Genomic DNA, 24176 nt, shown 5'->3' on the forward strand with positions numbered 1-24176 from the left:
TTACCTGCCCACGTCAAATCATTGCTGTGCATCTTTGCGCGGCTGGCGCAGTACCTCGTTAATCTGGGGTTTATCCACCGGACCGGTAATGCGATAGCGCAGAATCGAGACTTTGCTCCACAGCGGGCCCAGCACTTTACTGGCAGCAAATACCGCCGCACCGACTATCGGGTTCACCACAAACGCCGCCGCCACGCCCACGCTCGCGGAAATTTCCGGCGCCACCACGGCTTCCATATCCAGCTCACGGCGTACCAGATTGACTGAGCCTTTCATGGCGATATCCGCTTCCAGGCCGTCTACCAGCGTGTCATCCGTATGCATCACGCCGTCCTTTATCCACGCCGTGCTGCGGATGGAATCGTAGTAGAAACCTTCGCTGAAGGTGTCGCTGAAATCGAAGCGCAGCTTGCGCAGCAGCGCATCAAAACTCAGCAGGCGCAGGATCTGCCCGGCTCGCCCCGTGCTCACATCGGCGATTTCCCCCTTGCCAAAGCGGGTTTTTAAAATACCGTTCAGTGACGCTTCGTCTGGCTTCCACGGCGCGTCTCGCCAGTGAAGATCGTAATTCACGTCAAATGACGATCCCCGCAGCGGCGTAGTGATGCCAAAGAAATTGGTTGCCGCATCCAGTTTGTTGCCTTTAATGTCGCCCTTCAGGGAGGTACGCTGTTCGCCCGGGTTATTGACCCATTCCCCTGCGGCCGTCATGCGGCCAAAACCGGTATCGACCAGGCCGCCGGAGAGCGTAAGCGTATTCCCCTGGATGGCAAAATCGCCGTCGATACGGCCATATTTTTGCCCCCACAGCCAGCATTCCGCGCAGCGCAGCTGGAGATCGGGCCAGCCGCTAAAATCGACGCGGGAGGCTTGACTCAGCGGCGATGTGTTCGCCGGTTGATCTTTACTCGCGGTGGCCGGGTTGTAGTAGAGATAGCGAATCGCTGCCTGCCACGGCGCGTTATTACGCATGGTAAGCGTGCCGTTGATCTCCCGGCCCTGCGCCTCCACTTTGGAGCCATTCGCGGTGGGCTGAGAAACAATGCTAAGGTTGTTCCACTGCTGTCCGCCCAACATCAGCGACGGCGTGCGTACCGTAACGGTTTGCGGGAACTGGGCGGCTTCATCCACGTTTTGTCCAACGCCTTTCTGGAACAGCGCCAGCCACTCCGCGCCATCCATCGGCGGAAGATTGAGCTCAACGCCCGCATGGTCGGGCAGCGGCGGCGTGGTTTTGCTGTCCGTCGTCCAGATAGCCCTGTCGAGGGTGAGTTTGCGATTAAGCAGCCAGCGGCTGTTGAAATGGTTTGTGCTGCCCGCATTTCCGGTCAACGCAAAGCTGTTCAGGTTGCCATCGACGTTGACCTTCACCGGCAGCGATTGTCCGGCCTGTTTATCCAGCGGCGCGGGCAACTGGCTGTGGATGTTTTTCAGGTCACCCGTGATGTCGACCTTATACTGCACGCCTGCGTGATAAGGCAGCTCAATAGCCACTTTGCCATTCCAGGCTACCGCGCCATCCACTGATGACGCGATCGGCTTCGGCAGGACGTCCATACGCGCAGGCTGCCAGTTACCGTCCAGATTGACGGCCACCTGGTAAGCTTTTTCACCCTCAGTGGTTGTGAAGTCAATATTCACCGGCTGATTAAACCAGCTGGCGGTCAGCGGCTCGCTCTTGAGGTTACCATTCACAAAACTGAACTGCCCGCTGAGGTTTTTCAGGGTGCTCTCAAGCGGTTTAATGTACAGACTGTTGTTCTTCAGACGGACATCACCTTTGGCGGTGGTCATCTCACCGTCAAGTGGGATATCAAGATGTAAGCGAGCATTCACATCGCCATCAAGCTGGAGCTGCTGCAGCGTCGCCGCCAGCGACTCTTTCAGCGGCGTCTCCTCAAAGTACGGCCCCACCGCTTTACCTGGACCGTTGATGTCGGCATCGATAAGCAGCTTCTCTTTTGAGTAGTCCGGGATGTTAGCCGTCAGGTTGCTGGCCGTCACGCCGCCCAGCGCAACGCTGTCAGACTTCATCCATAAGCCGTCATTGAGGAAGTTAAGTTCGATATCCAGGTTTTTCAGCGCAGGCCAGCCAGGCTGGAACGCGAAGGTGGCGTTGTGCAGCGGCACCAGCACCTGGAACTGACCTTCATTATGTTTGTACGGGAAAAGATGCGGATTACCACCGTAGACCAGTGTGGCATTATCCGCCTGACCGCCCTGAATCGCGCCGCTCAGATAGTCGACCAGCGCTTTCCCCATCAGGTTTTCCGGGAAATAGCGCCAGGCCTGAGAACCATCATCGGTACTGATGCCGGCCAGAATACCCAGCCAGGGCTCATCGCCATCTGGCTGCAGGTAGCGGAAATCGCCGCGTGCATGTACCGCTTTGGCTTTGACGTCGATATGCCTGCCATCAAGCTGGAAGCCCTTATCATTACGGAGCCAGTTCAGCACCGCATTGCCCTGTTCAATTTCCAGCGGCGCACGGAAGACCGTCTCGTAAGGCATTTTGGCGTTGTGCATATCCACCGTCAGCCTGCCGTTTTCCACACTGCCTTCCAGCTTGCCGCTGAAGTGCTCGGCTCCCGGAAGCAGCTTCCACTGCTTCCAGGCAAGATCGTTCCACGAGGCCTGGAAACGGGTTTTATCTGTGGCCTGAAGCGGGATATCCAGCGCCAGCGCATCAATCTTGCCGCTCGGCTGCGTTGCCAGCCAAATCTCGCCCAAATCCGGGGAGAGTTTCGCCGCCATTGAGCGCAGGCCTTCGATGGCTGTCAGATCCAGGTTACTGGCGCGGATACGCAGCTCATCGCTGCGTTTACTGGCCGCGCCGCCCACGTCCTGCTCCGGCATCCAGGCCAGCGTCAGCGCACCGCGCGGCCACGGCTTGCCGTCCATCGTGATGCGCGTATCCGGAATAGCAAACTGCCAGCCCTCTTTCTCCTGCGTCACATGCGCGGTGAGGTTATCGACGGAAAGCTGATGCTGCTGATTTTCGCCCTTCCAGCTTGCGCCCCCTTGCTTCAGCCAGATATCGCCGCTGGCGAATTTTCCCTTCGTCAGGGTTAGCCAGCCCTCAAGGCTAAAGCGGGCGGTTTCCAGCTGCATGTTTTGCTGTAACCAGTCGCCGAGCCAGGGCTTCACGTCCACATCGTCGGCCTGCAGCCAGACTTTACCGTTGTTTAACAGACCGTCATCGTCGCGCAGATCCATACGTACCTGCATCACGCCGTGCTGGCCGTTCAGGCTGGACAGGCTCACCAGTCCTTCCGCGCGGTGTCGGTTCTTGCCGTTAAGCCAGGTTAGCTGTGGGATCGCCAGTTCGGCGCGCTGGCCGGAAAGGGTAATAAAGCTCACTTCGCTGTCGCGCAGATCGAAATGATCGAACTGGCGGAGGAAGAGATCGCTGAAGCGGTTGGCTTCCAGGCCCTGATTATCCTCACCGCCCGTTAGCGGCGTATTGGTCAGAAACTGAAGCTGGTAAAAGGTGAGATCGCGAAACTGCCAGCGCAGATGCAGCAGGCTTTGCCAGACGTCCAGCGCCAGGGTCACGCGTTTGATTTTCAGATGGCCGCCATCTTTCAGGCTGGCATTGATATCCCGGACGTCGAGCGTCGGGCCAAAATTTTGCCAGCTGGCGCTTAGCTGGCTTACGTCGACCGGCACACCGGTGGTGGATTCGATTTTTGCCAGCAGCTGCGGACGCCAGCTGTCGAGATGCGGCAAAACGAGGCGTAGCCCGCTCACGAGCAACGCGACAATCACGACCAGCGTTGCCCCTGTAAGCAATAAAATCCCCGGCAATCGCCTCACGCATCTCTCCTTGTCAGCTTTCGTCACGCAGCGTACTGCGTTTTACATCATCACAACGTCAAACTGCTCCTGGTTATAGAGCGGTTCAATTTGTACTTTTACCTGTTTGCCGACAAAGATTTCCACTTCCGCCAGCGCGTGCGACTCTTCGCCTTTCAACGCTTCCGCCACCGCAGGGGAAGCATAGACCAGAAAACGGTCGGAGTCGTAGGCGTGATGAACACGGACGATTTCACGCATAATTTCGTAGCAGACGGTCTCAACCGTCTTTACCGTTCCGCGTCCATGGCAGGTTGGGCATTCATTACACAGCACATGCTCAACGCTTTCACGGGTGCGCTTACGCGTCATTTCCACCAGCCCCAGCTGTGAGAACCCGTTGATGCTGGTTTTCACGCGATCCTTACTCAGCGCCTGCTCCAGTGAATGCAGCACGCGGCGGCGGTGGTCTTCATTACTCATATCGATGAAGTCGATGATAATAATGCCGCCGAGATTGCGCAGACGCAGCTGGCGGGCAATCGCCTGCGTGGCTTCAATGTTGGTGTTGAAGATGGTGTCATCGAGGTTGCGATGGCCAACAAACGCGCCGGTGTTGATATCGACGGTGGTCATCGCTTCGGTCTGATCGATAATCAGATACCCGCCGGACTTGAGCTCAACCTTACGCTCCAGGGCACGCTGGATCTCGTTTTCGACATCATAGAGATCGAAGATAGGCTGACGCCCGGTGTAGTGCTCCAGCAGGCCCGGCATTTCCGGGATGTATTCAGCGGTAAATTCCAGCAGCGCTTCATACGTCAGGCGAGAGTCCACACGAATGCGGTCGAGCTGCGCATCGGCAAAGTCACGCAGAACGCGCTGAGCCAGCGCCAGCTCACCGTAAAGCTGGTAGCGGGTCTGGTTGCGTTTTTTACGCTCCATCACTTTGGTCCAGACGCGCTTAAGGTAAGCGGCATCGGATGCCAGATCGTCTTCGCTGATCCCTTCCGCGGCGGTGCGGATAATAAACCCGCCCTGTTCATCGCAGTAGGCGCTGACCACTTTCTTCAGACGCTCGCGCTCGCTTTCGCTCTCAATGCGCTGCGAAACGCCGACGTGTGACGCGCCGGGCATAAAGACCAGATAACGGGAGGGTAAGGTGATGTCGGTGGTAAGACGGGCGCCTTTGGTGCCCAGGGGATCTTTCACCACCTGCACCATTAAGTCCTGGCCCTGACGCACCAGTTCGGAAATATCGCGCACGGCAAACTGCTTTTGCTCTTCGCCCGCAACGCACTCGGTGTGCGGCATGATATCGGAGGCATGTAAAAATGCCGCCTTATCCAGACCAATATCTACAAAAGCCGCCTGCATACCCGGCAGTACACGACTGACACGACCTTTGTAGATATTGCCTACTATTCCGCGCCGCGCTTCACGCTCAATATGAATTTCCTGAAGAATGCCACCGTCAATATAGGCCACACGGGTTTCCGATGGCGTTACGTTTACCAACAATTCAGCCGTCATAATTATCCCTTCCCTCACGCAGTGAGTTAAAATTGCTCAGCAACTCATACGTTTCCACCAGCGGTAAGCCGACTACGGCGTGATAGCTGCCATGAATCTTCCTGACAAAACAGCCACCCAGCCCCTGAATACCGTATGCACCTGCTTTATCCATCGGTTCACCGCTGGCAATATAAGCGGCGATCTCGTCGTCGGTAAGTACTCTGAACGTGACATCGGTTACCACCAGACAATCCAGCACGTGCTGGCTATCCGCCAGCGCGACCGCCGTCATTACCTGATGCGTTTGCCCGGACATTTTGCGCAGCATACGCGCCGCATGTTCGGTATCGTGCGGTTTCTCAAGCACTTCACCATTAAGGATAACGATGGTATCTGCTCCCAGCACTGGCAGATCGCGGGGCGCTAACGCCACGCCCGCCTGCGCTTTCTCGCGCGCCAGACGAGAGACATATTGCTGCGCACTTTCGCCCTCAGCACGTTTTTCTTCAATGCCGGTCACGATGCGTTCAAAAGATACCCCTAACTGGGTCAGGAGTTCCTGACGGCGCGGGGAACCGGAAGCGAGATACAAAGACGTCATAGAAACCTTTTATTGCACGGCAAACTGCTGGCGAACCTTACGCATCAGCAGGAACAGCCACGGCCAGAGCACACCGTTTACTACACTACTCCAGAACACTTCCGGTCGGAAAGAGACGTTGATCACTAAAAACTCTGCCCAGAAAACAACGATATCCGCAGCAAGCGACAACAACATCACGACCAGGGCCTGTTGCCAGAGCGCGAGGTTACGAAAGAGCTGGAATTTTAGTGCGACGAGGTACGCAATAATGCTCATGGACAGGGCGCGAACGCCCAGCGTAGAGCCACTAATGAGATCCAGTATGGCACCCATAACAAAACCCGTGCCGACATTTACGCGGTGCGGCAGGGCAAGGATCCAGTAAAGTAAAATGAGCAAGACCCAGTTTGGCCGGAAAACGAGAATGTTATCCGGCCAGGGCATAATCTGCAGCAACAGTGCAATGAGGAACGAGAGCCAGATGACCCAGCGTCCCTGGCTACGATAACTTGCCACTACTGCCCTCCCAAAGAGAGTTTAGGCGGTGGCGGCGCATCAGGCAGCGGCTGCGTTAACCCGGTTGCCGGCGCGGGCACTGGCGCAGGTGGCCCCATGGAGTCCGCAGGCGGAAGAACCTGCGGCATCATCTGCATCAGGCGTTCGTTTGCGACACGGTGCACCTCTTCAGGCGTCATCGGATTCGTGCCATTACGATCGGCACCCCAGAGCAGCAGCAGGTAGCGCAGACGCTGTAAACCCGCAGTCGGACGAGCCTGAATGACGGTATACGCACGTTGAGTATCGAGCTTCACGGAAGAGACCACCGCAACCGGGTAGCCCTCAGGGAAGCGTCCACCCAAACCGGAAGTCACCAGTACATCACCGACACGGATGTCCGTGTTCGCAGGCAGGTGTTCCAGCTGCAGATCGTCCGTACAGCCGTTACCGGCCGCAATCACGCGGATATCGTTACGCAGGACCTGGATAGGCAGCGCATGCGTGGCATCGCAAATCAGCAGCACGCGGCTGGTCAGCTTGGCGACGGCAACAACCTGCCCCACTACGCCTTTATCACTGATTACAGGCTGGCCTTCATACACACCGTTCACACTCCCTTTGTCGATCACAACCTGATCGCTGTAAGGATCGTTCACGGTGGAGATCACCTGGGTGACCATCTTCTGCTCATCCTGACGCAGCGGCGAGCCGAGCAGTTCACGCAGACGCGCGTTTTCCTGCTTATATTGCCCCAGCATCAGCAGTTCGCTGTTTTTCAGCAGCAGTTCCTGGCGTAATGCCCGGTTTTCAAGTTCGAGCTGGTCTCGTGAAGACAGCGTTTGAGAAACGGAGTCGAGCAGTTCACGGGGACCATTTGATATAAAGTAGAAAGGACTGACGGCGGTATCCATGTACGTTCTGATCTGGCTGAACGTACCGAGGCGGCTATCGGCAATAATGACGCCAAGCGCAACCAGAACCGCCAGAATAAGGCGAAACTGTAGCGATGGGCCACGGCTAAAAATTGGCTTCATAGGCTATGCGTATTCTCGTGTCAGAGAGAAAGGGTAGCGATTCGCTACCCTTTCACAATGACTACTCTTCGCTGAACAAGTCGCCGCCGTGCATGTCGATCATTTCCAGCGCCTTGCCACCACCACGGGCGACGCAAGTCAGTGGATCTTCTGCAACTACGACAGGAATACCTGTCTCTTCCATTAACAGGCGGTCGAGGTTACGCAGCAGCGCACCACCACCGGTCAGAACCATACCGCGCTCGGAGATATCGGACGCCAGTTCTGGTGGGCACTGTTCCAGCGCAACCATTACCGCGCTCACGATGCCAGTCAGCGGTTCCTGCAGCGCTTCCAGAATTTCGTTGGAGTTCAGGGTAAAGCCGCGTGGCACACCTTCCGCCAGGTTACGACCACGCACTTCGATCTCGCGCACTTCATCGCCCGGGTAAGCAGAGCCGATTTCGTGTTTGATACGCTCTGCGGTCGCTTCACCGATCAGAGAGCCGTAGTTACGGCGCACGTAATTAATGATGGCTTCATCGAAGCGGTCACCACCGATACGTACGGAGGAGGAGTACACCACACCGTTCAGAGAGATAACGGCCACTTCTGTGGTACCACCACCGATATCCACTACCATTGAGCCGGTTGCTTCAGACACAGGCAGACCTGCACCGATTGCCGCCGCCATTGGCTCTTCAATCAGGAACACTTCACGAGCACCCGCCCCCTGAGCAGATTCACGGATTGCGCGACGTTCTACCTGGGTTGCGCCAACCGGCACACACACCAGAACACGCGGGCTTGGACGCATGAAGCTGTTGCTGTGAACCTGCTTGATGAAGTGCTGAAGCATTTTTTCAGTCACGAAGAAGTCAGCGATAACGCCGTCTTTCATTGGGCGAATTGCGGCGATGTTGCCAGGGGTACGACCCAGCATCTGCTTCGCGTCATGACCCACTGCGGCGACGCTTTTCGGCGAGCCTGCACGATCCTGACGAATGGCCACAACAGAAGGCTCATTCAAAACGATGCCTTGTCCTTTTACGTAAATAAGGGTATTCGCGGTACCCAGGTCAATGGACAGGTCATTGGAAAACATGCCACGAAATTTTTTCAACATACTAAGGGATAATCCTGAAAGCTGGGGCGGAAAACAAAATCCGCTTACTTTACCAACCACACGCAGCAGCGACAAGGCGCAAAAATCATCTGCAACGGTGAAAATTTGTGCAGTACGTTTCCTGATGTTACAAAATTGATCCCTGACTCCCTCAGGGCTGAGTCAACAGCAGCATTCCTTACTGACCTTTGTAACCCGTTAAAGGTCGTTCACTGGCTTTTTGCTCGACATACTCAAAGCTACAGGCGCGATATTCTACGTGAAAACAACGTAAACGGCAGGTCAAACAGAGTATCTTTGCAAATATTTTTTCACGTTGGTGTCAAGCGGTTGAGAGGCGGCAAAAAAATCGCCCTGACCACCCATGACACCGCGCTCTGTTAACATCTGCCATTCGCCCCTGGAGCGCACGCCCGCGGCAAAGACTTGTGTTCGGGTTCCTTTACACGCTTCAACCAGACTCTGAACCAGCAGCTGGTTTTCCGTGCGCTTTTCAATATTTCTTACCAGCCCCGGATGCAGCTTTAATAGCTCCACATCCAGTTCCTTGATCCAGTCGGTACTGACCAGCGTTAAACCAGCTTGTGTCACCGCCACACGCGCACCGAGCGCGTTGATCAAACGAACCACCGGACGTAACCGGCTGATGTGTTGACCCACATCCGCCTCAGCAAGTTCAAAAATAATGCGTTTGCGTTGCGATTTTTCGCATTGCATTAATGTATCACGCAGCCAGCGCTGAAAACGCGGGCGTATTAACGACTCAACGGTGACCTGTAACGCCAGACTTTCTTCCGGCCAGAAAGATAAAAATGGGATCAGGCGGGAAATTTGCTGGCGGTCATACTCTTCAGACAGCCCAAATTGCAGCACCATTGGCAGATATTCCGCAGAAATAACCTCTTCCGTACCGTCAAAAATACGGCACATCAGTTCGCGATGGTGGACATAGCCGTTTTTCATGACCGCCGGTTTTTGATAAATACGTGGCCCACCGCGGCTCAGCATTTGCTCAATTAACGTACGCCACCGCACGTTTCCACGCCCTTTTTCCGGTAACGAGTCATCGTAAACGGCCCATCCGTTCGCCCCCTGCAACACGGCGTTGCGGGTAGCCGATTCCGCATGCTCCATCACCTGCTCCGTCGACTGACCGCCGCGCCAGGCGCAGATCCCCATATGCACCATGTCGTCGCGATCGAGCATTTTACTCTGGGGCAGCGCGTCTACCGCCTTCAGCAGCTGGCTGGCAATACTTTCCGACTCTTTTAGCGTGCGATGCGGCAATAACACGGCAAAGTCGCTGCGGTGATAGCGGGCCAATAGTGCCCCGGGGTAGCGCATGATAAAGGTGGAGAGCAGGTTGATCAGCGTAAAGAGATTTTCTTCCGCGGCCCGCTGCCCCCATGTGTCGCGCAGCAGATCGAAATCGGGCAGGCGAATCATCATCACCACGCCGTGAGTGCCCACTTTTTCCGAATCGTCGAGCAGCGTGGCCAGTTGATTATCAAAGAAAAGGCGGTTGTTAAGGCCGGTTTTATTATCCTGCGCGGCATAAGAGCGGATCAGCGTATCCATACGGCTGCGCTGGTCGCTGGCAAACTGAATTTCTGAGAGCAACGTATCCAGCGCACTGCTGGTGCGTGACGGCCATTCATGAACAGAGCCGCGCACCTGCGGGCCGCGCTCACCGTTCAGGATGCGGACGGAGCGGATTTCCAGCAGTTCCTGCCCTGAGAGCTGGCGGCGCAACCAGCGAACCGCGAGAAAAATGAGCAGAATAATGAATGCAACCGCGATCGTGAGCGGCGCGGTGGTCATCATGGAACGGAAATAGCTGGCCATCGGATCGAGATATACCATGTGAATGGTCATACCCGGGTTTTTAAGGGAGTGCACCGTTACTTCCCGGTACTGACTCACTACGCCCGCAGGGCGATAACTTCCCTGCCGTTCATGGCTTAAAACCTGATGCTTTCCCTGCTGAATATCGATCCGAATAATATCAACCGGCACCATCAACTCATCCAGTTCCCGGGAGAGCGACGGGAGTGGCGTGGTCAGCAGACGCGTATCAATGACCGACGCAACAGACTGCACCCGGTTGACCAGTTTGTCCTGAATGGCGTTATAAAAGCTCAAAGAGCAACCCAGAAGCGTGACAAAGATGGTCAGCCCCGTTAGCAAGGTGATAAAAGCCGAGAACTTCGTCGTTAATCGCATCCTTGAGATTACTCCGTGGGTTGAGGGGGTAGCGAGTAAGCGCTAACTTGCATTTCAAATGCGGCATACTACCAAATCGGGCGTATCTGGCAATTTATTGCGTTAAATCGGCATTGAATTACCCTGAGCGAGTATAGTCTTCAGAAATTATTTTCCAATCATCTGAGTCGTGAGGACCCCGTATGCAGGCTTTGATCTTAGAACAGCAGGACGGCAAAACGCTTGCCTCAGTACAGGCCGTAGAAGAGAGCCGTCTGCCGGAAGGCGACGTCACCGTCGACATCGACTGGTCCAGTTTAAATTACAAAGATGCGCTGGCGATCACCGGTAAGGGTAAAATCATCCGAAATTTCCCTATGGTGCCGGGTATTGATTTTGCTGGCCGGGTCCACAGCAGCGAAGACCCTCGCTTCCATGCGGGCCAGCACGTGCTGCTCACCGGCTGGGGTGTGGGTGAAAATCACTGGGGCGGGCTGGCAACACAGGCGCGCGTAAAAGGCGACTGGCTGGTGCCGATGCCGAAAGGCATGGATGGTCGCAAAGCGATGATCATCGGCACCGCAGGCTTTACCGCCATGCTGTGCGTGATGGCGCTGGAAGAGGCGGGGGTTCACCCTGAGTCGGGTGACATTGTCGTGACCGGCGCCAGCGGTGGCGTGGGGAGCACGGCGGTAACGTTGCTGCACAAACTGGGTTACCAGGTCACGGCGGTTTCCGGCCGGGAAAGTACGCATGATTATCTTCGCCAGCTCGGTGCCAGCCGCATTCTTGGCCGCGATGAATTCGCCGAAACCCGTCCACTGGAAAAACAGGTCTGGGCGGGCGCGGTAGATACCGTCGGCGATAAAGTGCTGGCGAAGGTCCTGGCGCAGATGAACTACGGCGGCTGCGTGGCAGCCTGCGGTCTGGCGGGCGGCTTTGCCCTGCCAACTACCGTCATGCCGTTTATTTTGCGTAACGTTCGCCTGCAGGGCGTGGACTCCGTGATGACGCCAGCGGCTCGCCGCACGGAGGCCTGGGAACGTCTGGTACGCGATCTGCCGGAATCGTTCTTTACCCAGAGCGCAACGGAGATAAGCCTCAGCCAGGCGCCAGACTATGCCAGTAAAATCATGGATAACCAGTTCCACGGTCGCGCGCTGGTGAAAATCGCCTAATCTTCAAATTTTCGTGACATATTCGCGTGAAGCGCTCTCCTCCGTCATGCTTAGAAAAACGCATGACGGAGGATGCCATGAAAAACCGAAAACTGACGGAAGCCGACGTAACGTCCGAGTCTGTCTTTATGTTACAGCGCCGCCAGATCCTGAAAATGCTTGGCATCAGCGCCACTGCACTGACGCTCTCCCCTGCGGCACATGCCGACCTGCTCGACTGGTTTAAAGGTAACGATCGCCCTAAGGCGCCTTCCGGTGCCCCGCTTACGTTTACGAAACCCGCCGAGTGGCAAAACAAACTGACGCTCACCCCTGAAGACAAAGTCACCGGCTATAACAACTTTTACGAATTTGGTCTGGATAAAGCCGATCCTGCCGCCAATGCAGGCAGCATGAAAACCGATCCGTGGACGTTGAAAATTGACGGCGAGGTGGCAAAACCCCTGACATTGGACCACCACGATCTGACCACCCGCTTCCCGCTCGAAGAGCGCATCTATCGCATGCGCTGCGTGGAAGCCTGGTCGATGGTGGTACCCTGGGTCGGCTTCCCGCTGCATAAGCTGCTGGCGTTGGTTGAGCCCACCAGCAATGCAAAATATGTCGCCTTCCAGACGCGCTACGCTCCGGACGAGATGCCGGGCCAGAAAGATCGGTTTATCGGCGGTGGACTGGACTATCCGTACGTTGAAGGGCTACGCCTCGACGAAGCCATGCATCCCCTTACCCTGCTGACCGTTGGCGTATACGGCAAGGCGCTTCCTCCTCAAAACGGCGCCCCCATTCGGTTAACCGTACCGTGGAAATACGGCTTCAAAGGAATTAAGTCTATCGTCAGCATTAAGCTGACCCGCGAGCGTCCGCCAACGACCTGGAACCTGGCAGCACCGGGTGAATACGGTTTCTTCGCGAATGTGAATCCGCATGTGGATCATCCCCGCTGGTCGCAGGCGACTGAGCGCTTTATTGGCGCGGGTGGTGCGCTGGATGTTAAGCGTCAGCCCACGCTATTGTTTAACGGGTATGCGGATGAAGTGGCTTCGCTTTACCGTGGCCTTAATTTACGGGAGAACTTCTGAGTGCGTTTAACGGCAAAGCAGATTACCTGGCTGAAAGTGCTGCTGCATTTAGCTGGGATACTTCCTTTTATCTGGTTGTTCTGGGCCGCCAGTCAGGGCCTCTTTAGCGCCGATCCGGCAAAGGATATCCAGCATTTTACGGGTCGGATGGCTCTGAAATTTTTACTGGCAACCTTGCTCGTCTCGCCGCTGGCGCGCTACGCTAAACAGCCATTATTGATACGTACCCGTCGGCTTTTGGGGCTATGGTGTTTTGCCTGGGCGACGCTGCACCTTACCAGCTACGCCCTGCTGGAACTGGGAATTAACAATCTGACACTGCTTGGCCGAGAGCTGGTGACACGCCCTTATCTGACGCTGGGTATCGTAAGCTGGCTGGTTTTACTGGCGTTAGCGCTGACGTCCACGCAATATGCGCAGCGAAAGCTGGGCAGACGCTGGCAGTTACTGCACAACTTCGTTTATCTTGTCGCGATCCTCGCCCCCATTCATTATCTGTGGTCGGTGAAGATCCTCTCCCCGCAGCCAGTCCTGTATGCGCTGGCGGCAGTGGCGCTTTTAGCATGGCGTTACAAGAAGTTCCGCCAGTGGTTGCGATAGTTCGCGAAACTGTGCGTTTTCCCGCAGATCCCCCCTCAACCGCAAATCTTTTTTGGATTGCGGTTGATAATCTTCCCTGATAAGACCAGTATTTAGCTGCCAAATGCTACGAAATCGTTATAATGTGCGACCTTGGTTCCCCTGACAGTGGTTTTTGGCCTCTGAAAAGGTGACATTTGCGCTTCGACGGTATATTTTGTTTTTTACCCGAAAATCGCAGGAGATAGCGGCATAATGACTGACAAGTTCCATATCTTAGTATTGAACGGACCGAACCTGAACATGCTCGGTACCCGTGAGCCAGAGAAGTACGGCACGCTAACATTGAGCGAAATTGTTAACCGTCTGAGCACGGAAGCAGCGTCGCTGAATGTGGATTTGGATCATTTTCAGTCAAACGCGGAGTACGCAATCATCGACCGTATTCATCAGGCTAAAGACAATGTGGACTATATCCTGATCAATCCGGCCGCGTTTACGCACACCAGTGTTGCTATCCGCGACGCACTGCTCGCGGTGAGTATCCCGTTTATCGAGATCCACCTGAGTAACGTGCACGCCCGAGAGCCGTTCCGCCACCATTCGTATCTGTCGGATATCGCTACTGGCGTTATCTGCGGACTGGGCGCTGACGGTTATTCATACGCTTTACAGACAGCGGTAAAACGCTTGTCACAATCACACTAAACAAGAGTACGGAACCCACTCATGGATATTCGTAAGATTAAAAAACTGATCGAGCTGGTTGAAGAATCAGGCATCTCCGAACTGGAAATTTCTGAAGGCGAAGAGTCTGTACGCATCAGCCGTGCAGCCCCAGCCGCTAGCTTCCCGGTAATGCAGCAGGCTTACGCTGCGCCAGTGCAGCAGCCTGCGCTCTCCGCAGCCGTTGCACCAGCAGCTGAAGCCGCACCTGCCGCTGCAGCAGAAATCAGTGGTCACATCGTACGTTCCCCAATGGTTGGTACTTTCTACCGCACCCCGAGCCCGGACGCGAAGGCGTTCATCGAAGTGGGTCAGAAAGTCAACGTAGGCGATACCCTGTGCATCGTTGAAGCGATGAAAATGATGAACCAGATCGAAGCAGACAAATCAGGTACTGTGAAAGCGATTCTGGTCGAAAGTGGTCAGCCGGTTGAATTTGACGAGCCGCTGGTCGTCATCGAGTAACGAGGCGAACATGCTGGATAAAATTGTTATCGCCAACCGCGGCGAGATTGCATTGCGTATTCTTCGTGCCTGTAAAGAACTGGGCATCAAGACCGTCGCGGTGCACTCAAGTGCGGATCGCGATTTAAAACACGTATTGCTGGCGGATGAGACGGTCTGTATTGGCCCGGCTCCGTCCGTAAAAAGCTATCTGAACATCCCGGCTATCATCAGCGCCGCTGAAATCACCGGCGCGGTGGCAATTCATCCGGGTTATGGCTTCCTCTCTGAGAACGCCAACTTTGCTGAGCAGGTTGAACGCTCTGGCTTTATCTTCATCGGCCCGAAAGCCGACACTATCCGCCTGATGGGCGACAAAGTGTCTGCGATCACCGCGATGAAAAAAGCCGGTGTGCCAACCGTACCAGGCTCTGACGGCCCTCTGACCGACGACATGGATGCTAACCGTGCTCATGCTAAACGCATTGGCTACCCGGTTATCATCAAGGCGTCCGGCGGTGGCGGCGGTCGCGGTATGCGCGTAGTACGCAGCGATGCTGAACTGGCGCAGTCCATCTCCATGACCAAAGCGGAAGCGAAAGCGGCTTTCAGCAATGACATGGTGTACATGGAAAAATACCTGGAAAACCCACGCCACATCGAAATTCAGGTGTTGGCTGACGGTCAGGGTAACGCGATCTATCTGGCAGAACGTGACTGCTCCATGCAGCGTCGTCACCAGAAAGTCGTCGAAGAAGCACCTGCGCCGGGCATTACCCCGGAATTGCGTCGCTACATCGGTGAGCGTTGCGCCAAGGCGTGTGTCGATATCGGCTATCGCGGGGCGGGTACTTTTGAGTTCCTGTTCGAAAACGGCGAGTTCTACTTTATCGAGATGAACACCCGTATTCAGGTTGAACACCCGGTTACCGAAATGATCACCGGCGTTGACCTGATCAAAGAACAGCTGCGTATCGCTGCGGGTCAGCCGTTGTCCATCAAGCAGGAAGAAGTCGTGGTGAAAGGCCATGCGGTTGAATGCCGTATCAACGCCGAAGACCCGAACACCTTCCTGCCAAGCCCGGGTAAAATCACGCGTTTCCACGCGCCGGGTGGCTTTGGTGTGCGTTGGGAGTCTCATATCTACGCCGGTTACACCGTACCGCCGTACTATGACTCAATGATCGGCAAGCTCATCTGCTACGGCGAAAACCGTGACGTGGCGATTGCCCGCATGAAGAACGCCCTGCAGGAGTTGATCATCGACGGTATTAAAACCAACGTTGATCTCCAGATGCGCATCATGAGCGACGAGCACTTCCAGAATGGTGGAACTAACATCCACTATCTTGAGAAGAAACTCGGCCTCAACGAGAAGTAATCTAAAAACACGCCTGTTTATCAGGCGTGTTTATTTTTTGCGTCCTTGTTTCTCACCCCACACTATTTACCGTCACTATATCTCCAACCCAACCTAGAAATATTCAATATCATCATTTTTTCTACATTTACTTTTCATTATTCCTCGGTTCTTAACGATATTACAGCGTGATGTAATGAGTCCGTTTTTCTTAATATTTTCTCGATAACGGACATATCTTTTATGAATATACTGAAGAGTGGCAGGTGATGCTGCCAACTTACTGATTTAGTGTATGATGGTGTTTTTGAGGTGCTCCAGTGGCTTCTGTTTCTATCAGCTGTCCCTCCTGTTCAGCTACTGACGGGGTGGTGCGTAACGGCAAAAGCACTGCCGGACATCAGCGCTATCTCTGCTCTCACTGCCGTAAAACATGGCAACTGCAGTTCACTTACACCGCTTCTCAACCCGGTACGCACCAGAAAATCATTGATATGGCCATGAATGGCGTTGGATGCCGGGCAACCGCCCGCATTATGGGCGTTGGCCTCAACACGATTTTCCGCCATTTAAAAAACTCAGGCCGCAGTCGGTAACCTCGCGCATACAGCCGGGCAGTGACGTCATCGTCTGCGCGGAAATGGACGAACAGTGGGGATACGTCGGGGATAAATCGCGCCAGCGCTGGCTGTTTTACGCGTATGACAGGCTCCGGAAGACGGTTGTTGCGCACGTATTCGGTGAACGCACTATGGCGACGCTGGGGCGTCTTATGAGCCTGCTGTCACCCTTTGACGTGGTGATATGGATGACGGATGGCTGGCCGCTGTATGAATCCCGCCTGAAGGGAAAGCTGCACGTAATCAGCAAGCGATATACGCAGCGAATTGAGCGGCATAACCTGAATCTGAGGCAGCACCTGGCACGGCTGGGACGGAAGTCGCTGTCGTTCTCAAAATCGGTGGAGCTGCATGACAAAGTCATCGGGCATTATCTGAACATAAAACACTATCAATAAGTTGGAGTCATTACCAATCCAGCTTATGCATCAACCTATGATGTACAAAATGTCAATAACCCCCTGTTCTGGCTCAACCGTACTTTAAAAGTTTACGGTGAGGCTGAACAAGGTCGCTATCAAATTCCTGTTACCGAAGTTCATGGCAATGGCACGAACAGAACCACCAACGGTGGACGTAATAATTACTTCTTAACACATACATGGGGCGTCAAGGGTGAAAACGTTACCCTCCGTCTCGGTGATGTTCCGCAAAATGTTTCCTGCTATGCTGCCGTTGATCCTAACTACGAAGGTATTGTCGGTCCTGCTAATGAGCTTATTCTGAATGCAAACGGTGACACAACCTACACATTCTCTCAGAACGCGCTGCTTATCGTTGGGTGTCAGGATAAAACCAAAAAAATGGAGAATATTGATACATTCGTCTCCGTTGATATTGTTAACGGCGGTACGTATCACCCCCTCTTTATCTTTGGTATGAATGACAGAGCCGAGTGGCGCCAGCAGGCACAGGCCACAACGCCATCAGGCTACCACTTTATGTTTGATGGCAGGACACGCTTCGTTGCAAGTCAGGCAATTGCGCAAAACTCAGCAACTAAAAATATAGAGCAGACCCTCCGCCAGTCGCTGCTGCGAACCATTACTTATGACAAAGTCGATGGGCTGGATGGCTCGAGCTGGTTGCACCAGCCTAGCCGAGGCTTGCTCTTCGTCTCTTATCAGAGCTGCTGCTGGGCAAATAGCGGGCAAGGGCTGATTGGCGTGGGTGGTGACAGCTCAATCCCTGAGACACCGAGCTGGCTCGACTGGCACGAATACGGTCATCAGTTCCAGATGGGATGGTCCTGGAGTGACCAGGGAGAAGTTACCGTCAACCTTTATTCTATCGCTGCATGTTACACCACCCTCGGCGATACCGATTTCAAAAACTGTCATAGTAATGAAGGCTTTTACGGTTTCGGTTGGGATCAACAAGCTATCGGCACTCTGCTGAAATCCGGGCACACCTGGAATTTTGCTAAAGAAGATCTGTTCCGTAGGGCGTCTTTCTTTGGTGAAATAATGACGAGCTGGCCACAGCTTTACCCGGCACTGTCGAAAGCTTACCGTGAAGTTAACCAGAATGACCCAACCCTGGTTAATAGCAGCCAGAAAAAAATCGACTGGTTTACGCTTAATGCCAGTAAAATCGCCGGCGTTAATCTGAACCAGTATTTCCAGCAGTGGAATATTCCCCTTTCCGCAGAGGCGATTGCAGCAATTAATGCGCTGAATTTACCTCAACCTAAGAAAGTTGCGAAAACCTTTACCGGTAGCCTGAACGGCTCTTCCCCGATAACGATTGAAGTTCCAGCTGAAGATAACACCGTAAATATTGCTTTTGTGACCAACACACCTAAGGCGGGCCCTACCTCTCTGGTCTGGGTTGAGGATGGTGAAACGCCACTGTATGCGCAGGTTGTCGATAGCCGTAACAGAACCTTCATCGTGAAACTGCGTGGCCAGAACAGCCATGGCGGCTGCAATATTCATTCCGTTAACACCGCGGTAAACTGCAACTCTGGAACAAGTGCATATTTAAGAATCGCTTATAAAGCAGAAGATAACCCGCTTTTGCCTCAGGGCAGCTATACGGGTGTTCTCCACCTGATTGCGAATGACTGGCACAACACTGACTGGACGGCAAACGTGAATGTCGATCTCTCCATTGTGAAGTAAATGCTTTATTGCTGCGCCAGTTTCTGGCGCAGCAGAAAATGATTTGGTATCCCCCCTGCAATGCGTACAATCCGCCTCTCACTATGAATTATCCAGGAGAGTGGATGGACGCTCGTTTTGTTCAGGCCCATAAAGAAGCGCGCTGGGCGCTGTGGCTGACCCTTCTCTATCTTGCCGCATGGTTGGTAACCGCTTACTTACCTAATTCAGACATCGGTATTACCGGCCTGCCACACTGGTTTGAAATGGCGTGCCTGCTGGTACCGCTGGTATTTATCCTGCTGTGCTGGGCGATGGTTAAATTTATCTACCGGGATATTCCGCTGGAGGACGATGATGCAGCTTGAAGTCATTCTGCCGCTTGTCGCATACCTGCTGGTCGTATTTGGCTTGTCCATTTATGCCATGCGTAAAAGGGCGACCGGCGCCTTTCTGAATGAGTATTTCCTCGGTAGCCGTTCGATGGGTGGCGTCGTGCTGGCCATGACGCTGACGGCCACCTACATCAGCGCCAGTTCATTTATCGGCGGTCCCGGTGCCGCGTATAAGTACGGGTTAGGCTGGGTACTGCTGGCCATGATCCAGCTACCTGCCGTCTGGCTCTCTCTGGGTATTCTGGGTAAAAAGTTTGCCATTCTGGCACGGCGCTATAACGCCGTGACGCTCAACGATATGCTGTTTGCACGCTACCAGAGTCGCTTGCTGGTGTGGCTGGCAAGCCTGAGCCTGCTGGTCGCCTTTATTGGTGCGATGACGGTGCAGTTTATCGGTGGAGCTCGTCTGCTGGAAACGGCAGCCGGGATCCCCTACGAGACAGGGTTGATTATCTTCGGGGTAAGCATTGCGCTGTATACTGCGTTTGGCGGATTCCGCGCCAGCGTGCTGAACGATACGCTGCAGGGAATGGTCATGCTGATTGGCACGATCGTTCTGCTGGTGGGCATCGTTCATGCTGCGGGTGGACTTACGCATGCGGTGGAAACCCTGGAAGCCATAGATCCGAAACTGGTCTCGCCGCAAGGCGCGGATGATATTCTTTCTCCGGCATTTATGACGTCGTTCTGGGTGTTAGTCTGCTTTGGGGTGATTGGTCTGCCCCATACCGCCGTGCGCTGTATCTCCTATAAAGACAGCAAAGCCGTTCACAAAGGCATTATTATCGGGACGATTGTCGTCGCGATCCTGATGTTCGGCATGCATCTGGCGGGTGCATTAGGACGTGCAGTCATCCCTGACCTTACCGTGCCGGATCTGGTGATCCCGACACTGATGGTTAAAGTGCTGCCGCCATTTGCCGCCGGGATTTTCCTTGCTGCGCCAATGGCCGCTATTATGTCCACTATCAACGCCCAGCTACTGCAAAGCTCCGCGACGATCATTAAAGATCTCTATCTCAACCTGCGTCCTGAGCAGGTAGAAAATGAACGTCGCCTGAAGCGTATGTCAGCCATTATTACGCTGGTGTTAGGGGCATTGCTGCTGTTAGCCGCATGGCGCCCGCCGGAGATGATCATCTGGCTGAACCTGCTGGCGTTCGGCGGCCTTGAAGCCGTTTTCCTCTGGCCGCTGGTGTTGGGTCTCTACTGGGAACGTGCCAATGCTGCAGGCGCGCTGGGCGCGATGATTGTTGGCGGTGTGCTGTATGCCGTACTCGCAACGTTTAAGATTCAGTACCTGGGCTTCCATCCAATTGTGCCTTCGTTACTGCTAAGTTTACTGGCGTTTGTGGTGGGGAACCGTTTCGGTCAGCCCGTCCCACAGTCCGCTATGATTTCTACTGATAAATAAAGAGTTTTGCCATGCCGTGGATCCAATTAAAACTGAACACAACCGGCGCGAACGCCGAGGAACTGAGCGATGCGCTGATGGAGGCCGGCTCGGTCTCCATCACCTTCCAGGACACGCATGACACGCCGGTCTTCGAGCCGCTGCCGGGCGAAACGCGCCTGTGGGGTGATACCGACGTCATTGGACTTTTCGATGCCGAGACCGACATGAAAGAGGTCGTCGCGATTCTGGAAAACCATCCACTGTTAGGTGCAGGTTTCGTGCACAAAATCGAACAGCTGGAAGATAAAGACTGGGAACGGGAGTGGATGGATAACTTCCACCCGATGCAGTTTGGCAAGCGTCTGTGGATCTGCCCAAGCTGGCGCGAAGTGCCTGATGAAAACGCCGTCAACGTGATGCTCGACCCGGGCCTGGCATTTGGTACCGGCACCCACCCGACCACCTCCCTGTGCCTGCAGTGGCTGGACGGTCTGGATCTGGCAGGAAAAACCGTGATCGACTTCGGCTGCGGCTCCGGGATCCTCGCTATCGCGGCGCTGAAACTCGGTGCGGCAAAAGCGATTGGGATCGACATCGATCCGCAGGCAATTCAGGCCAGCCGCGATAACGCCGAGCGTAACGGCGTCTCCGATCGTCTGGAGCTGTATTTGCCGGATGCGCAGCCAGTGGCCATGAAAGCCGACGTGGTGGTCGCCAACATCCTGGCAGGCCCGTTACGTGAACTGGCACCGTTAATCAGCGTACTGCCCGTTGAGGGCGGTCTGCTGGGGCTTTCAGGTATCCTGGCAAGCCAGGCCGACAGCGTGTGTGAAGCCTACGCGGATCTCTTCGCCCTTGACCCGGTGGTAGAGAAAGAAGAGTGGTGCAGGATCACCGGTCGTAAAAAATAAGCATTTGGCGTGGTCATCTGACCACGCCTCTCCTCCACTGATAGTCCTCTCTCCCCGCGCATTTCTCCGGTAAAATAACCACACAAATCATAATGATTTGAATTACAACAATTCACCGGAAGAATATTATGAAACACATTACTGGCAAGGCAGCGCTGATTGCGCTGAGTATGATCTCGGCATCAGCTTTCGCTTCACACTGGAGCTACGAAGGGGAAGGTTCACCGGAACACTGGGGTGAACTGGACGAGGCCTACAAGGCCTGTCAAAACGGGATGAATCAGTCTCCGATTAACATTGAATCGACCGCAAACGCCCATTTCTCTCCGCTTAAAACGCACTACATTGATGGCCCTATGACGTTGACGAACAATGGCCATACCATTCAGGCCAGTGAGAAAGCGGATACCCGCGACACGATAACCCTGGATAATCAAGCCTGGACTCTGCAGCAGTTCCATTTCCACGCGCCGAGCGAGAACACCGTGCATGGCAAAAAATACGCAATGGAAATGCATCTGGTGCATAAAAATAGCGCAGGTGAGCTGACCGTAGTGGCCGTCATGTTTGATAAAGGCGCCGCGAACCCGGAGCTTGATAAGCTGTGGAGCGTGATGCCCCAACAGGCTGAACAGAACATCTCCATTAAGCAGGATCTCAACCTGAACAAGCTGCTCCCGGTCAACAAAACTTACTGGCGCTTCAGCGGTTCACTGACCACCCCACCTTGTTCAGAAGGCGTCACCTGGATTGTGCTTAAGCACCCTCTCACGCTCTCAGCTGAGCAGCTGGAGAAATTCACCCATACAATGCATCACGATAACAACCGCCCGGTACAGGCCCTGCATGGCCGTCTTGTGGTCGAATAATCTGCATTTTTTGCCCTGAGATCATGTTCTAAAATGCGACAGAGATCGCAAAGAAGTGAGGAAATCTGCTGCGAAAAACAGCAGATTATCCCGCTCAACTGTCGCGTTTAATGAGAAATGATGAGAAGTTACGGGAAATTGCAAGCGCTCATAAAACAATCATTTAATTATAACCCAATGATTTAAATGATGAATAATTTTTAACGGAATGATTGAGCGGCGATTCCTTGATCTACAACAGTGGATTGTTCAAAGTTTGGCCTTTCATCTCGTGCAAAAAATGCGTAATATACGCCGCCTTGCAGTCACAGTATGGTCATTTCTTAACTCATGCGCATCGGACACCACCAGCTTAGAAATCGCCTGATCGCAGCCCCAATGGCAGGTATTACCGACCGGCCGTTCAGGACGCTGTGCTATGAGATGGGAGCCGGTTTAACCGTATCCGAGATGATGTCGTCTAACCCGCAGGTCTGGGAAAGCGATAAATCCCGCCTTCGGATGGTGCACATTGATGAGCCAGGTATCCGCACCGTGCAAATCGCCGGAAGCGTGCCTGAAGAGATGGCAGATGCCGCGCGTATTAACGTGGAAAGTGGCGCCCAGATTATTGATATCAATATGGGTTGCCCGGCCAAGAAAGTGAATCGCAAGCTTGCAGGTTCAGCCCTTCTGCAATACCCCGATCAGGTGAAGTCTATCCTGACGGCGGTTGTCAGCGCGGTGGACGTTCCTGTTACGTTGAAGATTCGCACGGGTTGGTCGCCGGAACACCGTAACTGTGTAGAGATTGCCCAACTGGCCGAAGACTGTGGCATTCAGGCCCTGACCATTCATGGACGCACTCGCGCCTGTTTGTTCAATGGTGAAGCTGAATACGACAGCATTCGGGCAGTTAAGCAGAAGGTTTCCATTCCGATTATCGCGAATGGCGACATAACTGACCCGCTTAAAGCCAGGGCTGTGCTCGACTATACGGGAGCTGATGCTCTGATGATAGGACGTGCAGCTCAGGGAAGACCCTGGATCTTCCGGGAAATCCAGCATTATCTGGACACTGGGGAGCTGCTTGCCCCACTGCCTCTGGCAGAGGTTAAGCGCTTGCTTTGTTCGCATGTTCGGGAACTGCATGACCATTACGGTCAGGCAAAAGGGTACCGAATTGCGCGTAAACACGTCTCCTGGTATCTCCAGGAGCACGCTCCAGATGACCAGTTTCGGCGCACATTCAACGCCATAGAGGATGCCAGCGAACAGCTGGAGGCGTTGGAGGCATACTTCGAAAATCTTGCGTAATGAAATAAAGAGCTGACAGAACTATGTTCGAACAACGCGTAAATTCTGACGTACTGACCGTTTCTACCGTTAACTCTCAGGACCAGGTAACTCAAAAGCCCCTGCGTGACTCGGTTAAACAGGCACTGAAGAACTATTTTGCTCAACTGAATGGTCAGGATGTTAATGACCTGTATGAGCTGGTACTGGCTGAAGTTGAACAGCCACTGTTGGACATGGTGATGCAATACACCCGCGGTAACCAGACCCGCGCTGCGCTGATGATGGGTATCAACCGTGGTACTCTGCGTAAGAAACTGAAAAAATACGGCATGAACTAATTTCGATTAGCGAAATGCTTGTTTAAAAAGGCGCTACTCGGCATGGGGATGCGCCTTTTTTATTGCCTGTTAATGTTATCGTCAACGCTTTGTAAACCCTCGCGTATCCCGCTTTTAAACCGCAACTTTTCGTGTATATTTCCACCACTTCAGTGGTTCTCTTCTCGCG

21 protein-coding genes are annotated in these 24176 nt (G+C 54.1%); 14 read left to right on the top strand and 7 right to left on the bottom strand.

Annotated elements, in window-relative coordinates; all coding sequences use genetic code 11:
- Window positions 1-18: 18 nt before the first annotated feature.
- From yhdP to csrD, 7 genes are all read right to left on the bottom strand, one after another.
- Window positions 19-3816: an AsmA2 domain-containing protein YhdP gene (gene yhdP / locus BFV64_RS21145; protein WP_014885431.1), complete on the bottom strand. Its 3798-nt coding sequence runs from the start codon at window positions 3814-3816 to the stop codon at window positions 19-21.
- Between the two features lie 42 nt (window positions 3817-3858).
- A complete protein-coding gene (gene rng / locus BFV64_RS21150) occupies window positions 3859-5328 on the bottom strand; it encodes a ribonuclease G (RefSeq protein ID WP_014885432.1) in 1470 nt (489 codons plus the stop codon).
- Window positions 5318-5911 (bottom strand): Maf family protein, encoded by a 594-nt coding sequence (locus BFV64_RS21155; protein ID WP_023331420.1) that lies wholly within the window; start codon window positions 5909-5911, stop codon window positions 5318-5320. The genes rng and BFV64_RS21155 overlap by 11 nt, the downstream gene beginning before the upstream one ends.
- 9 nt (window positions 5912-5920) lie before the next feature.
- Complete coding sequence (gene mreD, locus BFV64_RS21160) at window positions 5921-6409, bottom strand: rod shape-determining protein MreD (RefSeq protein WP_008502849.1); 489 nt, start codon at window positions 6407-6409, stop codon at window positions 5921-5923.
- Complete coding sequence (mreC, locus tag BFV64_RS21165; RefSeq protein ID WP_023331421.1) at window positions 6409-7425, bottom strand: rod shape-determining protein MreC; 1017 nt, start codon at window positions 7423-7425, stop codon at window positions 6409-6411. The genes mreD and mreC overlap by 1 nt, the downstream gene beginning before the upstream one ends.
- Before the next feature lie 61 nt (window positions 7426-7486).
- Window positions 7487-8530, bottom strand: coding sequence for a rod shape-determining protein MreB (gene mreB / locus BFV64_RS21170; RefSeq protein ID WP_000913396.1), 1044 nt, complete (start codon window positions 8528-8530; stop codon window positions 7487-7489).
- Window positions 8531-8812: 282 nt separating this feature from the next.
- Window positions 8813-10753: an RNase E specificity factor CsrD gene (gene csrD, locus BFV64_RS21175; protein ID WP_023337866.1), complete on the bottom strand. Its 1941-nt coding sequence runs from the start codon at window positions 10751-10753 to the stop codon at window positions 8813-8815.
- A 182-nt stretch (window positions 10754-10935) separates the two neighbouring features.
- On the opposite strand from csrD, the gene acuI reads away from it, so the two are divergent.
- The 14 genes from acuI to fis all read left to right on the top strand — a co-directional run bounded on the left by acuI (window position 10936) and on the right by fis (window position 24007).
- Window positions 10936-11910: an acrylyl-CoA reductase (NADPH) gene (gene acuI / locus BFV64_RS21180; protein ID WP_045281397.1), complete on the top strand. Its 975-nt coding sequence runs from the start codon at window positions 10936-10938 to the stop codon at window positions 11908-11910.
- A 77-nt stretch (window positions 11911-11987) separates the two neighbouring features.
- Window positions 11988-12989 (top strand): protein-methionine-sulfoxide reductase catalytic subunit MsrP, encoded by a 1002-nt coding sequence (msrP, locus tag BFV64_RS21185; protein WP_023331424.1) that lies wholly within the window; start codon window positions 11988-11990, stop codon window positions 12987-12989.
- Window positions 12990-13589, top strand: a complete 600-nt coding sequence (msrQ, locus tag BFV64_RS21190; RefSeq protein ID WP_014885437.1) for a protein-methionine-sulfoxide reductase heme-binding subunit MsrQ — start codon at window positions 12990-12992, stop codon at window positions 13587-13589. It abuts the gene before it with no gap.
- A 234-nt stretch (window positions 13590-13823) separates the two neighbouring features.
- Window positions 13824-14276, top strand: coding sequence for a type II 3-dehydroquinate dehydratase (aroQ, locus tag BFV64_RS21195; protein ID WP_023331425.1), 453 nt, complete (start codon window positions 13824-13826; stop codon window positions 14274-14276).
- 21 nt (window positions 14277-14297) lie between these two features.
- Complete coding sequence (accB, locus tag BFV64_RS21200) at window positions 14298-14759, top strand: acetyl-CoA carboxylase biotin carboxyl carrier protein (RefSeq protein WP_010436174.1); 462 nt, start codon at window positions 14298-14300, stop codon at window positions 14757-14759.
- Window positions 14760-14769: 10 nt separating this feature from the next.
- Window positions 14770-16119 (top strand): acetyl-CoA carboxylase biotin carboxylase subunit, encoded by a 1350-nt coding sequence (gene accC / locus BFV64_RS21205; protein ID WP_003860388.1) that lies wholly within the window; start codon window positions 14770-14772, stop codon window positions 16117-16119.
- A 299-nt stretch (window positions 16120-16418) separates the two neighbouring features.
- Window positions 16419-17116 (top strand): IS1-like element IS1B family transposase gene (locus tag BFV64_RS21210; RefSeq protein ID WP_235611130.1). Its coding sequence is split into 2 segments (ribosomal slippage): window positions 16419-16668 and window positions 16668-17116, totalling 699 coding nucleotides; the frame shifts between segments, so codons are not numbered across the junction.
- Window positions 17117-17521: 405 nt separating this feature from the next.
- Window positions 17522-18841 carry a M60 family metallopeptidase gene (locus tag BFV64_RS21215; protein ID WP_081330978.1) on the top strand — a complete coding sequence of 440 codons (1320 nt, stop codon included), beginning with the start codon at window positions 17522-17524 and terminating at the stop codon, window positions 18839-18841.
- 104 nt (window positions 18842-18945) lie between these two features.
- Window positions 18946-19188, top strand: a complete 243-nt coding sequence (locus BFV64_RS21220) for a YhdT family protein (protein ID WP_014885441.1) — start codon at window positions 18946-18948, stop codon at window positions 19186-19188.
- On the top strand, window positions 19178-20629 hold the full coding sequence (panF, locus tag BFV64_RS21225; RefSeq protein ID WP_014885442.1) for a sodium/pantothenate symporter: 1452 nt from the start codon (window positions 19178-19180) through the stop codon (window positions 20627-20629). Before BFV64_RS21220 ends, panF begins: the two co-directional genes overlap by 11 nt.
- A gap of 11 nt (window positions 20630-20640) precedes the next feature.
- The gene (gene prmA / locus BFV64_RS21230) at window positions 20641-21522 is read left to right on the top strand and encodes a 50S ribosomal protein L11 methyltransferase (protein ID WP_069602416.1); all 882 of its coding nucleotides are present in this window, start codon (window positions 20641-20643) and stop codon (window positions 21520-21522) included.
- 128 nt (window positions 21523-21650) lie between these two features.
- Entirely contained in the window at window positions 21651-22391 is a 741-nt protein-coding gene (locus BFV64_RS21235) for a carbonic anhydrase (protein ID WP_045134749.1), read from the top strand.
- A 330-nt stretch (window positions 22392-22721) separates the two neighbouring features.
- A complete protein-coding gene (dusB, locus tag BFV64_RS21240) occupies window positions 22722-23687 on the top strand; it encodes a tRNA dihydrouridine synthase DusB (protein ID WP_014885445.1) in 966 nt (321 codons plus the stop codon).
- A gap of 23 nt (window positions 23688-23710) precedes the next feature.
- Entirely contained in the window at window positions 23711-24007 is a 297-nt protein-coding gene (gene fis, locus BFV64_RS21245) for a DNA-binding transcriptional regulator Fis (protein WP_000462905.1), read from the top strand.
- Window positions 24008-24176: the final 169 nt, after the last annotated feature.

Source organism: Enterobacter kobei (assembly GCF_001729765.1).
Classification (GTDB): Bacteria; Pseudomonadota; Gammaproteobacteria; order Enterobacterales; family Enterobacteriaceae; genus Enterobacter; species Enterobacter kobei.

Coding starts and splice junctions, on each gene's coding strand:
- rng (WP_014885432.1), bottom strand. CDS start 5,328: ATGACGGCTGAATTGTTGGTAAACGTAACGCCATCGGAAACCCGTGTG.
- BFV64_RS21155 (WP_023331420.1), bottom strand. CDS start 5,911: ATGACGTCTTTGTATCTCGCTTCCGGTTCCCCGCGCCGTCAGGAACTC.
- mreC (WP_023331421.1), bottom strand. CDS start 7,425: ATGAAGCCAATTTTTAGCCGTGGCCCATCGCTACAGTTTCGCCTTATT.
- mreB (WP_000913396.1), bottom strand. CDS start 8,530: ATGTTGAAAAAATTTCGTGGCATGTTTTCCAATGACCTGTCCATTGAC.
- csrD (WP_023337866.1), bottom strand. CDS start 10,753: ATGCGATTAACGACGAAGTTCTCGGCTTTTATCACCTTGCTAACGGGG.
- acuI (WP_045281397.1), top strand. CDS start 10,936: ATGCAGGCTTTGATCTTAGAACAGCAGGACGGCAAAACGCTTGCCTCA.
- msrP (WP_023331424.1), top strand. CDS start 11,988: ATGAAAAACCGAAAACTGACGGAAGCCGACGTAACGTCCGAGTCTGTC.
- aroQ (WP_023331425.1), top strand. CDS start 13,824: ATGACTGACAAGTTCCATATCTTAGTATTGAACGGACCGAACCTGAAC.
- accB (WP_010436174.1), top strand. CDS start 14,298: ATGGATATTCGTAAGATTAAAAAACTGATCGAGCTGGTTGAAGAATCA.
- accC (WP_003860388.1), top strand. CDS start 14,770: ATGCTGGATAAAATTGTTATCGCCAACCGCGGCGAGATTGCATTGCGT.
- BFV64_RS21215 (WP_081330978.1), top strand. CDS start 17,522: ATGGAGAATATTGATACATTCGTCTCCGTTGATATTGTTAACGGCGGT.
- BFV64_RS21220 (WP_014885441.1), top strand. CDS start 18,946: ATGGACGCTCGTTTTGTTCAGGCCCATAAAGAAGCGCGCTGGGCGCTG.
- panF (WP_014885442.1), top strand. CDS start 19,178: ATGCAGCTTGAAGTCATTCTGCCGCTTGTCGCATACCTGCTGGTCGTA.
- prmA (WP_069602416.1), top strand. CDS start 20,641: ATGCCGTGGATCCAATTAAAACTGAACACAACCGGCGCGAACGCCGAG.
- BFV64_RS21235 (WP_045134749.1), top strand. CDS start 21,651: ATGAAACACATTACTGGCAAGGCAGCGCTGATTGCGCTGAGTATGATC.
- dusB (WP_014885445.1), top strand. CDS start 22,722: ATGCGCATCGGACACCACCAGCTTAGAAATCGCCTGATCGCAGCCCCA.
- fis (WP_000462905.1), top strand. CDS start 23,711: ATGTTCGAACAACGCGTAAATTCTGACGTACTGACCGTTTCTACCGTT.